This is a genomic window from Phycisphaerae bacterium (assembly GCA_012729815.1).
Taxonomy (GTDB): domain Bacteria; phylum Planctomycetota; class Phycisphaerae; order JAAYCJ01; family JAAYCJ01; genus JAAYCJ01.
Map to the genome: position 1 here is coordinate 13,004 of JAAYCJ010000204.1, position 14,711 is coordinate 27,714.

Below are 14,711 nucleotides of genomic sequence, written 5' to 3' on the forward strand. Positions count from 1 at the left end.
CTTCCCGCAAGGAGTGAACCCTCCGCCGCTGCGGACTTCCGCAGACTACAGATATCAACCTTTCACCCAGCCATTAACCTCCACTTGACCAAGTCCCGGGCGCGGTCGAGTGACCGAGGAGACGGGCTTTCCCTCCTGTCATTCCCGCGCACGCGGGAATCCAGGTCTTTGGCCGGTGATGGACCTTCGAGATTCTGGATTCCCGCCTGCGCGGGAATGACACGTGACCGGGCGGTGATTCCAGTGACGGACGTGCCATGATAATCCGACCGCACCGCAAACGCCAACAGAAAAGGCGGTCCGAAGACCGCCCTGCTCAATACGCCTCGTTCGCCGCGAGGGTCACTCGATCGGCCGCATAATCCGGCCGGTGTAGGAATTGATGAAGATCTCGCGGAACTTGTCGGCCCCGTTCGGGTCCACGGCCAGAGTATTCGGGTCGCTCACCGTCTCGTCTCCGAAGATCTCTTCGCGGAAGACCTTCTCCTTCGACCGCACGGTAGCGTCAGCCGCGTAGATCGGCAACCGCTCCCAGTCATCGGATGTCCTGAATATCGCTACACGACTCACAGAGTCTCTTCTCTGAGGCTGACTGCCGGCGGTATCAACATACCCACCATAGCGGTCCGCGTCGTTGACTCTTGCCTCGTACTCGGCGTCGTCATACGTCGTAGCTACTACTGCAAAACGACATAGTTTGGCCGCGTCCACGTTGTTGACGTTGTTGGGGTCATCGAGAAATGTCCGCCACTCGCTGTAAGATGCGCCAGCAGCGTCAAACCTCGTCAAGTCCCAAGCCAACCCGACTGTGGTGCCGGTGAATGTCGGGTTCATTGGAACCCCACTGTTGTTGCACAGCCCAACCCAAACACTGGACCTAATGATATTCCCTTGCGGCCCGTAGCAGATGTAGAACGGTTCCTCAAAGTAGTTCATATCCACCGGTGCGGTGTTAGGGTCGGCATCCGTCAGGTCCGCCACCGCATAGCCTTTCGGCATCTTCAGTGGCTTCTGGTCGAGCACCGGGAAGAAAATAGCAGGAAGTGGTACGACCGCGCCTGCGCCTTTCACGCAAGCCCCCCCGTCACCCTCATATTCATACACCAGCACGATCTTTCCATTCGGCTGGAAGCGGGCGGCGGTGGTGACGTCGTTCATGATAGCATAGCTTCGGGCGGCCTGGAGGGCGGCGTTGACGGTGTTGTAGGCTTCGGCCTCGGCTGAGCCGGCCTGGAGGGCCCGGACGGCCGGGATGGCGGCGGCCATGAGCAGGACGATGACAACCACAACGACCATCAGTTCGGTCAGGGTGTAGGCCCGCTGAGCCCATCGGTCGCGCGTTAACCTGTCCTTGTTCGCCGTCATATCGAACGCCAATCTTCCTGGACCTTTGGAGCCCTCTTTCCTGTCCGATTATACGGCGGCGGTCCAGCCCCGCCGCTGGGGCGCCGCCATCGGGGGCCCTTAGCCGTGGTTAAAGTACCGCCCGATAAGGGGTTCCAACTGTCGGACCTCGGCTGGGGCGATCCTGGAGCGGTCGGTCCAGATCGCCAGTTCGAGGCTGTTGCGGCACGGGCAGTCGAGCCGCTCGGGCGCCATCTTCGCGACGGCCCTAAGTGATTCTTTTATTAGTTCAGTGGCCAGTTTCGACGCCCGCGCCATGTTTTCGATGATCTCCGCCAGCAGGTCGCGTTTGCTGCGGCCTTCCTCGTGGGGTTTCCAGCAGTCATAATCGGTCGGCAGCGTGACCATGGCGTAGCAGATTTCGGCTTCGCGGGCGAGCTTGGCCTCGGGCATGCAGGTCATGCCGATCACGTCGCCGCCCCAGCTGCGGTGCAGGTGGGACTCGGCCACCGTCGAGAACTGCGGGCCTTCCATGCACACGTAGGTGCCCTTCTTATGGACCTTGACGGCCATGGCCTTGCCGGTTTCGAGCAGCACGTTGCGCAGAATGGGGCAAAACGGCTGATCGAACTCGACGTGGGCGACGATTCCCTTGCCGAAGAAGCTGTTGTCGCGTTTGTACGTCTTGTCGATCACCTGGTCGGGGATCAGCAGTTCGCCCGGATGCACGTCCTCGCGGAGCGAGCCGACCGCTCCGGAGGCGATGATGTGGGTGACGCCGACCTGCTTGAGGGCGAAGATATTGGCCCGAAACGGCACGTGCGAGGGCCCGTAGACGTGTCCCTGTCCGTGTCGGGCGAGCACGGCGATGGGCACGCCTTCCCACTCGCCGCAGATGATCGGGCCGCTGGGCCGTCCGAACGGCGTGTCGGAGAAATACTCGCGTCCGCTAATCGCTTTGCACAGCTCGTCGCCGAGGCCGCTGCCGCCGATCAGTCCGATTCGGATCCTGGACATAACGTGAACCGCTCCTTGAACATTTGACGATAGTTAACGGGCCAGTTTATAATGGCGGCCGTCTCAATGCCAAGGGCAAATCGACGGCCAATCTTGCGACGGGAGGTGTCGGACCATGGCGGATGAGGAGCTCAAATCGTGCGAGGTCTGCGGGGCCACGGTCTATCCGGAACACATCAAGGCGGGCCGGGCGGCCTTCTGGGCGGGGCAACTGCTCTGCGCGGTCTGCCTCAACGAGAAGAAGTCCGAATCGTCGTCCACCGCCGCCCCCGCGGTCGCCGGCCAGGAAGAGCCCCTTTCCCTGGTCGACGAGGACGACATGGACAAGTCGAGCTCGCGGATCATCAAGGCGATGGGTGCGGGCGGCGTGGCTTCGCAGGGCGGCTTTGACGACAGCAAGCTGGCCCGGGCAGTCAACAAGAGCGGCACCGGGGCCACCCGCGTGCGGATCTTCCATACCAAGATGAACGACGGGGCGGTGAACTTCATGAGCCAGACCATCAACGAATGGGTCGACCAGAACCCCGAGGTCGAGATCAAGATCGTCGAGTCCACGGTGGGCGTCTGGGAAGGCAAGCACCCGGAACCCCACCTGATTCTGACGATCTGGTATTGATTCGGTCGCCGAATGCCTGGGGCTGGAAGGTACGTCCGATAAGAATGCCGTCTGTTTCCTTGTTTCCTCATTTTGGTGGGCGATGTCCACCCACGGCAACCTGGCCATCGTCAGGTTGTATAATGAGGCGAGTGTATTGGTGTACTGCACAGGGAGATGCTGATGGTTGTTTGGGTTCGAGTGCTGGTCGCGCTGGTTGTCCTGACCTCCGCCGCATCGGCGGCTGAGTACGTGACCGCCCGCGACGGCCATTTTTACCGCGGAGTGGACCGGATTCGGTTTTGGGGGGTGGGCATCGTCAACCCGGCGGGGTGGGACCATCGGGAGATCGAGTACATGACGCACCGGGCCGCGGTCTGCGGGTTTAACGCGCTGCGGCTTCACATGTACGACGCCAGCGTGTTCGCCAGCGCCGACCCGAACCGGCCCAGCTACCTGGTCAACGACTACGAAAAGGGCGATGGCTCGCCAATGGACCTGGTGGACCTGATGATCGCCCGGGCGGACCGCGAGGAGTTGTACCTGTACATGTCCTTCAGCCGGGCGTGGTGCCATCCGAAGGCCGCTGACTATGACGTGCTGCCGGCCGGCGATGAAGCCGACCGGAAGGCCTGGGTCGCAGCGGTCGCCACCGCTGGGCGCGGGGCCTGGACTACGCACATGTACATCGATGAGCGACTGGGCGAGGTGTTTCTGGAGGCGGCCAGGAATCAGCTTCGCCACGTAAACCCTTACACGGGCCTGTCCTACGCCGAGGACCCGCACATCGCGATCTGGGAGATGACCAACGAGAACGCGTTTGTGGACAGCCTGCTCAACGGTTCGTTCCGCGGGCTGGACGGGTATTTCCTGACGAAGCTGCTGGCCAGGTGGAACGGCTGGCTCGTCGAGCGCTATGGCACGACGGAGAATCTCCGCGAGGCCTGGAGCGGCCTGAACGACGGCGAATCGCTGGAGGACGGCACGATCGCCCTCGCCCCGGTCCGCAGCGATCCGGTGGTCGCGGCCATCACCGCTGAGCAGAAGGGCGAGACCGCCACGCAGGCTGCGGGCGACGGGAGGCGTTACACCGACGCACGGGCCCGCGACGTGGTCCGCTTCGTGATCGACCTGTACGACTGCTACAATCAGCGGTTCATCCGCGAGGTGCGCACGCTGGCTCCTGAGGGCGTCGGCATCAACGTGGCTCCGATCGCCATCACCACCAGCAACGCGAACTGGTCGCTGCCGTGCCACTACGCCAACAGCCTCGGCACGTTTTCGACCGGCGGCAACTATGAGGTCCAGTTCACCACCAACGCGGGCGATCCGCGGTATCCGTGGCAGACCCGCTTGGAGTCGTTCCCCGCGTTCGCGGGCAACACCGAGGCTCAGCCGTTTGAGGGTAAGCCCGTGGTCGGCTACGAGTGCAACATGTACCGTCCCAACCCGTTTCTGGCGGAGATGCCGGCCCGGCTGGGGACGTACGCGGCGTGGAACGACTGGGACGGGGTTTTCTGGTTCGGCTGGCCGGGCGACCATCACCCAGCCGGCGACTACGCGAGTTTGACGGGTTGGCCGCTGCCCAACTGTAACGATTCGAGTCCGGAGGCCAACCATATCGGCTTGACCTTCCACAACGACGAGGTGTTCCTTTCGCAGATCAAGGCGCAAGGGGCGATGTTTCTGAACTTCGCTGTGCCGGCGGCGGAAAAGCCGCGGATTCACGTGTACGGGCGCGACATCCTGTACGATATGTTCGATCGGTCCTGGCTGGACGCGACATGGCTGCGCATGGACGCCCACAGCCTTGGCGCGAGGGTCCGCGTCGAGCCCGACGGGCCGTCTTCGCCGTGGGTGCATCAGCGATGGTCGGCCCGCTCGGCCCCGCGGGATGCGGTTCCGGGCCATCCGCTGCCCCTGCCGCCGACCACCAGCCCAATCCGCGCGGCGGACGGGCAGATCGTTTACCAGTGGTCCGGTCCAGGCAAAGGTGGGCAACTGGTGATCGACTCGCCGCGGTGCAAGTCGGTGGTGGGCTGGCCGGGCGAGCGGTGGGCGTTCGCCGACGGCTGGTCGGTCGAGGGGATACGGGTCGGTGCGGCGACCGACGCGATGCTGCCCAACAGCGCCGGCTTCGGCTGCGTCACGATCGCCGCCAACGATGGCCGGCCACTGACCGAATCGTCCGAGATCGTGGTTTCGATGGTCGCCAAGAGCCAGAACACGGGGTTTACGATCGACCCGTCGCGGGCCAAGCCGGGGATCATCAAGCAACTCGCCACCAGCGTGGTCGAGCCGGGCAAGCCGCCGGTCATCGTGGACCGGGTGGGCGGGACCATTCGCGGCCCGTGGCCGGCGGGGGCGAGGTACCACAAGTACTCGTTCGACCTGGCTGAGTACGAATCCGGCCCAGTAGGCACTGAACTCCGCATAAGCCCTGAGGAGCCAATGTTTTATTGCACAATCACCCGCGAGTAGGCGGTTTTTCGAGCGGGCCGGCCGAAAGCGGTGAATCCTCTGCATAAATTGACATAAACTGGCTTTTCCCGCCCTGATCGGTTAGACTTACAGAATTATTTCGCGCTGATCGTACAGCGAGCCGTTTTCGGCGTTCCGCAGGGTCTTGAGCGATCGGCGAAACGGCCTTTGGCGAGTTTGACCGTGACGACAAAGTCAGGGCAGGACATTCGAAGCCTTCTGAGCGGGCTGGCGGAACAGGTGGATCGGGCCATCGTCGCGTGCTGCGATTCGATGCTGGACGGCCCGCCGGTTCTGCTTCGCGCGATGCGCTACAGCCTCGAGGCTGGCGGCAAGCGGTTCCGCCCGGCTTTGGTGCTGCTGGCGAGCCGGGCGTGCGGCGGGCGCGACGAGCGGGCGATGCCGCCGGCGGTGGCGATGGAGATGGTCCACACCTTCTCGCTGATCCACGACGACCTTCCGGCGATGGACGACGACGACCTTCGCCGCGGCAAACCCACCAACCACAAGATGTTCGGCGAGGCGATGGCCATTCTGGCCGGCGATGCCCTGGTGATCTTCGCGTTCGAGCTGCTGGTCCGCAGCGTGAGCGACGGCGTGACGGCGGCCCGCATGGTGGGCGAACTGGCCCAGGCCTCCGGGGCGGCGGGCATGACCGGCGGTCAGGCCCTGGATATCGAGTTTGACAGCCAAGCGGGCGAGGTGGCGACGGCGGAGCGGATTCACCTGCTCAAGACGGCGGCTTTAATCCGCTGCTCCGCCCGGCTGGGCGGGTTGGCGGCGGGCGCCGATCCGGCGACGGTCGATGGGCTTGGCGACTACGGCCGCGATCTGGGCCTGGCGTTCCAGATCGCCGACGACCTGCTGGACCTGGACGGCTGCGAGCAGGACCTCGGCAAGCGGACGGGCAAGGACGAGGCGGCGGGCAAGCCCAACTACGCATTGCTGGTCGGCGCGGAGCAGGCCAGGCGCCGCGCCTCGGCGCTGGTCGACCAGGCGGTCGAGCGCCTCCGGCCGCTGGGCCCGGCGGCTGAGCCGCTGGCGCTTCTGGCCCGATTCGTCATCGACCGTTCACACTAGATTAACCGGAAAGACAGCATCATGAGTCTGATCGAAAGCATCAACAGCTCAGCCGACGTCAAGAAGCTGAGCACGGGCCAGCTTCGCGACCTGGCGGCTGAGCTTCGCGAGCTGATCGCCAATACCGTCTCGCGAACCGGCGGCCACGTGGCGAGCAATCTCGGCGTGGTCGAGCTGACGCTGGCCATCCACCACTGCTTCGATTTTCCGCCCGACCGGCTGATCTGGGACGTCGGCCACCAGTGCTACGTCGATAAGATCGTCACCGGCCGGCGCGACCGGTTCGCGACGCTTCGCCAGCGCGGCGGGATCAGCGGTTTTCCCGACGTTCGCGAGAGCGACCACGACCAGTTTTCCGTCGGCCACGCCGGCACGGCCATCGCCACGGCGGTGGGTCTGGCCCACGGCGACTACCTGGCCAACCGATCCAACCGGATTATCGCGGTGGTCGGCGACGGCAGCATCGTCAACGGCCTGTCGTTCGAAGGGCTCAACAACGCTGGGCTTCTGAAGCGCCAGCTTTTGATCGTGCTCAACGACAACTCGATGGCCATCGACGTCACGCAGGGCGGGTTGGCCAAGCACCTGAACCGCGTGCGGTTCACCCACGCCTACGAGGATCTGAAGCGCCGCGCCCACAACATTCTCGACCTGACCTCGGTCGGCCGGTCGCTCCGCGAGAGCCTTCAGCACCTCAAACAGGGCGTCAAGACCGCCCTTTCGCCGAGCCAGATTTTCGAGCAGATGGGCCTGACGTACCTGGGACCGATCGACGGGCACGACCTGCCCACGCTGATCCGGGCGCTGAAGGTCGTCGGCGACGCGCCGTACCCGATCATTCTCCACGTCCACACCGAGAAGGGCAGAGGCTGCCGTTTCGCCTCTTCCGACCCGTGCAAGTTCCACAGCCCCAGCGGGTACGAGATCAACGGCGACGAAGCGATCATCAAGGTGGGTGAGCGGGAGAGCTACACGTGCGTCTTCGGCCGCAAGATCGTCGAACTGGCGGAGAAGGATGAGAAGATCGTGGCGTTGACGGCGGCCATGCCGGACGGGACGGGGCTGGTCGAGTTCCGCAAGCAGTTTCCCGACCGCTACTTCGACGTGGGCATCTGCGAGAGCGCGGCGGTGGACCTGGCGGCTGGGCTGGCCAAATCCGGCCACAAGCCCGTCGTCGCCATCTACTCGACGTTTCTCCAGCGGGCCTTTGACCAGGTCTGGCAGGAGGTCGTCCTCCAGGGTCTGCCGGTGGTTTTCGCCCTCGACCGGGCGGGGCTGGTCGGGTCGGACGGGGCGGTCCATCACGGATTTGCCGACCTGGCGTTTCTGCAGGTTCTGCCCCAGATGATCTGCTGCGCCCCCGCCGACGGGTTGGAGCTTGAAGGGGCACTGGAGTTTGCGGTCCACTGCGGCAAGGCGGTGGCCATCCGGTATCCGCGTGACCTGGCGCCCGATCCGGTCGGACCGGCGGTTCCGTTCGAGCTGGGCAAGGCCCGCGTGCTTCGCGAAGGCGGCGACGCAACGATTCTGGCCTACGGCTCGCCGGCGGCGGCCGCCATGATCGCCGCCCAGGAACTGTCGCGCGACGGGTTGAACGTCGGCGTGGTTTCGGCCCGGTTCGCCAAACCGCTCGACCAGGGGTTGATCGCCGATCTGATCGGCCGGGACAGACCGCTGATCGTCCTGGAAGATCACAGCGAGGTGGGCGGGTTCGGGGCTTCGGTGCTCCAGGCGGCGGCCCAGCGCGGCCTGCCCGTCAGCCGGATCCGGCAGGTGGGTCTGCCGGCCAATCAGTTGATCCCTCACGGTTCGCGAAGCTGGCAGCTCGAGCTGGTCGGCTTGGACGCCGACGGGATCGCCCGCACGGTGCGCGAGGCCCTGGGTCTGGCCGGGCCTGAAGTGGCCCGGGAAGGCTCGCCTCGCCAAGCGGAGTCGCGAGCCCGGCAACTGAAGGTAGGAAGATGAGCGCTTGCCGCAAGAGGGTTCTCGTTCTGGCCGACTTCGCCCGCCCGGGCGTGCAGTCGGCCCTCGAACAGGTCAGGAACCGGCTGGGGCGGTGCACCGAACTGATCGACGTCGATCTGCCCGGCGATGCCTCCGAACCGGTGGTTATTCCCGAAGCCGAGCTGGCCATCGTGCTGGGCGGCGACGGCACCATCCTGCGGGTTGCCCGCACCTTCGGCGACAAGCAACTGCCCGTCATCGGCATCAATTTAGGCAAACTGGGTTATTTGGCTGAATTTAGTCTGAGCGACCTTGACGACGTCGCCGACTGCATTGTCAAGGATTGTCTGGTCATCACCCAGCGTCTCATGCTCGATGCCCAGCTTGAGGAAAATGGCCAGACCTTTACCAGCCTGGCCGTCAATGATCTGGTCCTTCAGGCCGGACCGCCGTTTCGCATGATTGAGGTGACGATTTGCATCAATGATGCTGATTTAACCTTAATGCGAGGCGATGGACTCATCATTTCGACCCCTACCGGCTCGACCGGCCATAACCTCGCCGCGGGCGGCCCGATCCTCGATCCGCTGACCGGCGGCATCGTTTTGACTCCCATCTGTCCCCATTCGCTGACCTATCGCCCCCTGGTGCTCAGCGAGGACGCCCGGATTGACGTGCGGGCGTGCCGGATCAACGCCGGCAGCACGTGGATCGTCGACGGCCAGGTCACCAAGGTGGTCTCGCCGGGGTCAGTCCTGGCCGTCCGGCGGGCCCGGGGCAAGTTCCTGCTGGTCCACAACCGCCAACATAGTCGTTGGCATACGCTCCAGACGAAGTTAAACTGGGGGACAGGCCCGAACTATAAGAGCTAGGGCAGGCACTGTTTCCGGGCATCGGCGAGTTTTTACGAACTGTTCCGTCAGCGACGGATGAAGGATAGTGGATGATACCCTCGGACGATCGAGACAAGTTCCTAGCCGATTCGGGGACGGCCCTGTTCAACGGCAATGAGCTGTTGGTCAAGGGCGCGTTCGAGACCCCGGGCGGCGTCCACCTGCTGACCGGCTATCCCGGTTCGCCGGTGGCCACCTTCTTCGATATTCTGGGCAAACTCAGGGACATCCTGCGGGAAAAGGGCGTCTGCGCCCACATCGCCAACAACGAAGCGGTGAGCATCGCGATGGTCAACGGGACCCAGATGGCCCCGTTGCGGGCGATGACGGTGTTCAAGAGCGTGGGCGGCCATGTGGCCTCGGACGGTCTGGCGTTGGGCAACCTGGCGGGGGCCCACCCTCAGGGCGGGGCGGTGGTGGTTTTCGGCGACGATCCGTGGTCGGACTCGACCCAGGTGCCAGCGGACAGCCGGTACCTCTGCCAGCACCTGCGGATGTTCGTCCTGGAGCCGTCGACCTGCCAGGAGGTCAAGGACTTCGTGCCGCTGGCATTTCGATTGAGCCAGGCTTCGGGGCTTTACGCTGGGTATATCATGACGACCACGCTGGCCGACGGCGGGGCGTCGGTCCGGCTGGGCCCGAACCACTGGCCCGAGCAGTCGATGAACAACCCGGGTCTGATTCGGACCGATACGCTGGATCCGGAGAACACGGTGCTGCTTCCGCCCCGGACGGGGAAGAAGGAAGTGGGCATGCCGGAGCGGGTGGAGCGGCTGCTGGCTGAGGCGGAGCAGGCGGGCGTGAACGTTCAGGTCGGCCCGGCTGGGAAGGCCAAGGTGGGGTTCGTCACGTGCGGGGTGGCGTGGCAGCACCTTCGGGCGGCCCTGTCCGAGCTGGGTCTGGCGGACAAGTTCCCGATTCTCAAGCTGGGCATGACCTATCCGCTGAGCGACCGGCAGGTGGCGGAGTTCGCAGCCAACGTCGAGTACCTGGTGGTCGTCGAGGAGCGTCGCGGGTTCCTGGAGCAGCAGGTGGCGGAGGTGGTCGGGCGGGTGCGGCAACTGAATCCGGGCACGCGGTTCGGCCAGGTCTGGGGCAAGCGGTTCCCGTCCGGCCACGAGGGGTTCCCGGCGGTGCTGGGCCTGCACCCGTCGATCGTGATCGAGAAGCTGGTCAAGCTGTTCCGCCTGGTCGATCAGCCGCTGGCCTCGCGGATGGCGGCCAAGTTCGAGGAGAGTCTGGCGACCATCCGGCAGGCCTCGTCGGTACGGTTCGCGATCCCGTCGCGGACGCCGACATTTTGTCCCGGCTGTCCGCACCGCGACAGCTCGAACGTGTTGCTGGAGATCTGCCGGCAGTTCATGGACGCCAAATACATGCGGCGCAAGCACCGCTGCGGCCCGGTCGATCTGGTATTCCACGGCGATACCGGCTGTTACACGATGCTGATGTTCGCTCCGAACGAGCGGCTCATGCACAACTACAGCGGCATGGGGCTGGGTGGAGCGACCGGCGCGGGGATCGATCCGTTTATCACCAACAAGCAGGTCGTCTTCATGGGCGACTCGACATTTTTCCACTCCGGCCAGATCGCGATCAGCAACTCGATCAAGGCGGGGCAGGACATCACGTACATCATCCTGGACAACCGCACGACGGCGATGACCGGCCATCAGCCGACGCCGGGCGTCGAGGAGGACGTCCTGGGCAACCTCACACCGCGTCAGGACATCGAGAAGATCGTGCGGGCGGTCACCGCGATGGGCGGGGCCGACGTCGTTCGCGTCGATCCCTCGAACCACAAGCGCTACAAGAAGCTCCTGGAGAAGACGATCGTCCGCGACGGCGTGAAGGTGATCGTGGCCGACAAGGAATGCGGCATTCTGACCCTCCGCCGCAAGCTGGACCGCCAGCGGGCTGAGCAGCGCAAGACCGGGTTTCTGGCCCGCGAGACCTTCACGAACGTCACGCCGGAGCTGTGCGAACACTGTCTGGAGTGCACACGTTTGACCGGCTGTCCGGGGTTGACCACCGAGCAGACGGTTTACGGGCCCAAGACCGCCATCGACCTTTCATGGTGCGTCAACGACGGGCTTTGCGAACAGATCGGGGCGTGCCCGAGCTTTGAGCAGGTCGAGGTGATCCGGCGGCGGCCGCCGCGGCCGCGCGGGCACCAGATCAAGTTCGAGCGCATTCCCGAGCCGAAGATCCGGGCGGTGGGCGGGGTCTGGCGGGCGTACGTCGCGGGGATCGGCGGCATGGGCATCGGCCTGGCCACCACGATCCTCGTGCGGGCGGGGGCTCGCGAGGGCTATCGGATCGCGTTCGCGGACAAGAAGGGCCTGGCCATTCGCAACGGCGGAGTCTATAGCCAGTTGGCGTTCTACAAGGACACCTCGCCCCAGTGCCAGGTGATGCCGTACGGTTCGGCTGACCTGCTGCTGGGCCTGGATATTGTCGAGGCGGCGCGGGCCATCCATGGCGAGGGATTGGCCAGGATCGCCAGCCGCAGCCGCACCGCCGCGGTCGTCAACACCGACAAGATGCTGACGATCAACGCGTTGTGCGGGCGGGAGGACTTCGATCCCAAGGATATGGAAACCCACATCCGCGCCCACACCCGCTCGGACGCCTTTTACGCCCACAACGTCACCGCCATGTGCGAGCGGCTCTTTGGCACCAAGCGTTACGCCAACATCACGCTGCTGGGGCTGGCCTACCAGTTGGGATTGATTCCGGTGAGCCTGGAAAACATCGAGTGGGCCATCACGCAGAGCCTGCCCGCCGAATTCAAGAGCAACCTGCGGGCGTTCAACCTGGGCCGCAAGCTGGTCGCCCATCCGGGGCTTTTCGCGGAGAAGACGGCGCCGAAGAACATCGCCCGGATCGTCCGCGAGAAGGCGAACATTCTGGAGCGGACGCGTCTGGGCGGATCGACGCTGGCCCGTCAGTACAAGTACCTGGTCTACACCACGCTGCGGCGCTGTCGCGACCTGGACAAGGACACGATGACGGACGTGGCGCGGTACCTCTACGAGTTGATCCAGTACGAAGGGCTGGCCTACGCCCAGCGGTACGCCGCGCGGCTGCGGCAGACCTACGTCCGCGACCTTAAGAAATATGATTTCGCCGTTACCCGGGCGGTCGCGCGAAACCTCTTTAAGCTCATGCTGGTCAAGGACGAGTTCTACGTGGCTCACGTGTTGACCAGCTACGAGAAGCAGCGGCGCGACAACCACCGCTACAACGTGAACGCGGCCAACGGCGATCGGATTCGCTATCGGCGGACGTTCCACCCGCGGTTCTTCGGCTTGAAGGTCTCGCTCCGCGTACCGCACTGGACGATGTATCTCCTGAAGAACCTGCGGTTCGTCCGGAAGCACCTGCCGTTCTACCACCGGGAAGACCGTCAGTTCCTGGCTTGGTTCGAGCAGATCGTCGATGGGTTTGACTATCGCGATCAGGAGCAGTATCGCCGCTATCAGGGCGCGGTCGAGGCGGTCGATCAGGTCAAGGGGTATCGCGAGTTTCGCACGCCCACGATGGCCAAGGCCCGGCGTGAGGCCATCGACCACCTTCACGGGCGGTCGGGCAGCAGCGGACCGGGCGAATCCGCTATTGAACCCCCCAAGCTGCAAATGCCGATGGTTTCAGGGGATGCCGGCTCTTTGTCGGGGCGGCAACGAAGCCCTATAATTAGCCGGCTGATGAAAATGCTCCAGATCTGGTAGCCGTCGGTGTCTTCGCGCGGCGATCCGCGGTTGCCGTCGGCTCCGAACGGAGCGTGTGGAGGATACCGGCGTGAGAAGGATTCTTGCCATCGTGATCGTTGCGGCCCTGCTGTCGGCTGCGGCACCGGCCCAGCAGCAGATTTACGGGGTCGGGCCGGCCCCCCGCGATGCCTCGCCCATGGTCGGTGCCAATGGGTATAACGCGCCGATCCCGAGCCGCTATCAGCCGAACTACGGTAACCTCTTTATCACCGGTAATGTCCGCGGCGGCAAGGACTTCCGCGGTTTTGTGCCCTATGACAGCCCCACCCAGTTCGGCGCTCCGCTGGGCAGCGACCGGCTTCGGAGTTTTCAGCGGGAGAGCGTCGGGGTGATGGATGTGCGGCAGGGGCAGACGTTTGGCCAGCCCATCCCGTACTATCATCCCAGCTCCACCGTGCTTCCGCTGCCGGCGCTCGAAGCCGGCCTCAATATTCCCGGCAGTTCCGAGCCCCGGTATCCCTCTCTGCTGCCGGCTACGAACCTGGAGGCCCGCCGCGTGCCGATGATCTCGGATCCGGTGCTGACCGGGGTCGGATTGCCCCCGCTGCCCGAGGGGATCCGCGAGACCGACGTTCTGGTGCCGCCGGTGCTTGCCCGACCGACGCCGACGGCGGAGCCGCAGTTGCCGCTGCTGCCGGGGGAGGAGGAGCGGCAGTTGCCGGAACGGACCCTCGAACGCGAGCTGATGCTCGAAGAACTCGAGGCGGCTCTGGAGGAGGAATCCCCCGTCGAACCGATGATCGGGCCACTGGCGGAACCGGAAGGCCCTGAAGGCGTCCCGTCCCCCGCCCGTCCGGAGCAGGATTTTGGGCAGATGCTCCAGCAGGCTGAGCGAGCCGCGGCGGGAGGGCCGGTGCAGGTGATTCGCGAGCCGGCTGCGGAAGGCGAAGCCCCCCTGCCGCCCGCGGCGCCGCCGGTTCTGCCCCGTGCGGGCGTTCAGCCGCAGCAGGCGGTGCTCAGCACGCTCGCCGAACCGGGCGGCGAGCCCGTTGCCCAGTTGATGACCGCGGGTCAGCGGCAGATGGGCGGTGGGCGATACCTGGAGGCGGCGGCCCTGTTCCGGCAGGCCCAGGCGGTCCAGCCGGACCACATCCCAGCCGTTCTCGGGCAGGTGAACGCCCTTCTGGCGGCGGGCGAGCTTCGCAACGCCGCTGGGCTTCTCGAGCAGCTTCTTGCACGGCATCCGGAGTTGGTCTACTTGGAGTACGACGGCCGTAACCTCATGGGCGGCAAGACGATCGTCGACCGCCGGCTTGAACAGGTCCGCCAACTCATCCGCCGCGACGAGGTCGGCCGCGAGGTCCTGCTGCTGGCTGGGTACGTCGAGCTTCTGGCGGGCAATCCACAGCCGGCGTACGAGCTTCTGGGCCGGGCCGGCCTGATCCACTATGCGGCGCCGACCACCCAGCCAAATCGGCCGTGAAATTAGCCAAAACCGCCTTGACGCCCAATAGCCCCGCGCGTAAGATTAGGCTGTCTGAAAAATCGAAAATTGGGTTATCCATTTGCGCCCCCATCGTCTAGTGGCCTAGGATATCAGGTTCTCATCCTGGAGACAGGGGTTCAAATCCCCTTGGGGGTAAT

At 64.7% G+C, this 14,711-nt stretch carries 9 protein-coding genes and 1 tRNA gene; 8 read left to right on the forward strand and 2 right to left on the reverse strand.

Translation table 11 applies throughout. The annotated features are described in order from the left end of the window. Nucleotides 1-342 precede the first annotated feature (342 nt). Entirely contained in the window at nucleotides 343-1,365 is a 1,023-nt protein-coding gene (locus GXY33_13675) for a prepilin-type N-terminal cleavage/methylation domain-containing protein (protein ID NLX06183.1), read from the reverse strand. Between the two features lie 99 nt (nucleotides 1,366-1,464). Then, on the reverse strand, nucleotides 1,465-2,361 hold the full coding sequence (gene mtnP, locus GXY33_13680; GenBank protein NLX06184.1) for an S-methyl-5'-thioadenosine phosphorylase: 897 nt from the start codon (nucleotides 2,359-2,361) through the stop codon (nucleotides 1,465-1,467). Nucleotides 2,362-2,476: 115 nt separating this feature from the next. On the opposite strand from mtnP, the gene GXY33_13685 reads away from it, so the two are divergent. The 8 genes from GXY33_13685 to GXY33_13720 all read left to right on the forward strand — a co-directional run bounded on the left by GXY33_13685 (nucleotide 2,477) and on the right by GXY33_13720 (nucleotide 14,709). Next, nucleotides 2,477-2,977 (forward strand): hypothetical protein, encoded by a 501-nt coding sequence (locus tag GXY33_13685; protein NLX06185.1) that lies wholly within the window; start codon nucleotides 2,477-2,479, stop codon nucleotides 2,975-2,977. Nucleotides 2,978-3,139: 162 nt separating this feature from the next. Beyond that, a complete protein-coding gene (locus GXY33_13690; protein NLX06186.1) occupies nucleotides 3,140-5,437 on the forward strand; it encodes a hypothetical protein in 2,298 nt (765 codons plus the stop codon). A gap of 273 nt (nucleotides 5,438-5,710) precedes the next feature. Further along, complete coding sequence (locus tag GXY33_13695; GenBank protein ID NLX06187.1) at nucleotides 5,711-6,517, forward strand: polyprenyl synthetase family protein; 807 nt, start codon at nucleotides 5,711-5,713, stop codon at nucleotides 6,515-6,517. A 21-nt stretch (nucleotides 6,518-6,538) separates the two neighbouring features. Next, nucleotides 6,539-8,482 carry a 1-deoxy-D-xylulose-5-phosphate synthase gene (locus GXY33_13700; GenBank protein ID NLX06188.1) on the forward strand — a complete coding sequence of 648 codons (1,944 nt, stop codon included), beginning with the start codon at nucleotides 6,539-6,541 and terminating at the stop codon, nucleotides 8,480-8,482. Then, on the forward strand, nucleotides 8,479-9,333 hold the full coding sequence (locus tag GXY33_13705; protein ID NLX06189.1) for an NAD(+)/NADH kinase: 855 nt from the start codon (nucleotides 8,479-8,481) through the stop codon (nucleotides 9,331-9,333). Before GXY33_13700 ends, GXY33_13705 begins: the two co-directional genes overlap by 4 nt. Before the next feature lie 71 nt (nucleotides 9,334-9,404). Then, nucleotides 9,405-13,085, forward strand: a complete 3,681-nt coding sequence (locus tag GXY33_13710; GenBank protein ID NLX06190.1) for an indolepyruvate ferredoxin oxidoreductase — start codon at nucleotides 9,405-9,407, stop codon at nucleotides 13,083-13,085. A 70-nt stretch (nucleotides 13,086-13,155) separates the two neighbouring features. Beyond that, nucleotides 13,156-14,550 carry a tetratricopeptide repeat protein gene (locus GXY33_13715; protein NLX06191.1) on the forward strand — a complete coding sequence of 465 codons (1,395 nt, stop codon included), beginning with the start codon at nucleotides 13,156-13,158 and terminating at the stop codon, nucleotides 14,548-14,550. A gap of 86 nt (nucleotides 14,551-14,636) precedes the next feature. After that, nucleotides 14,637-14,709 (forward strand) — tRNA-Glu (locus GXY33_13720). The last annotated feature ends 2 nt before the right edge of the window (nucleotides 14,710-14,711 follow it).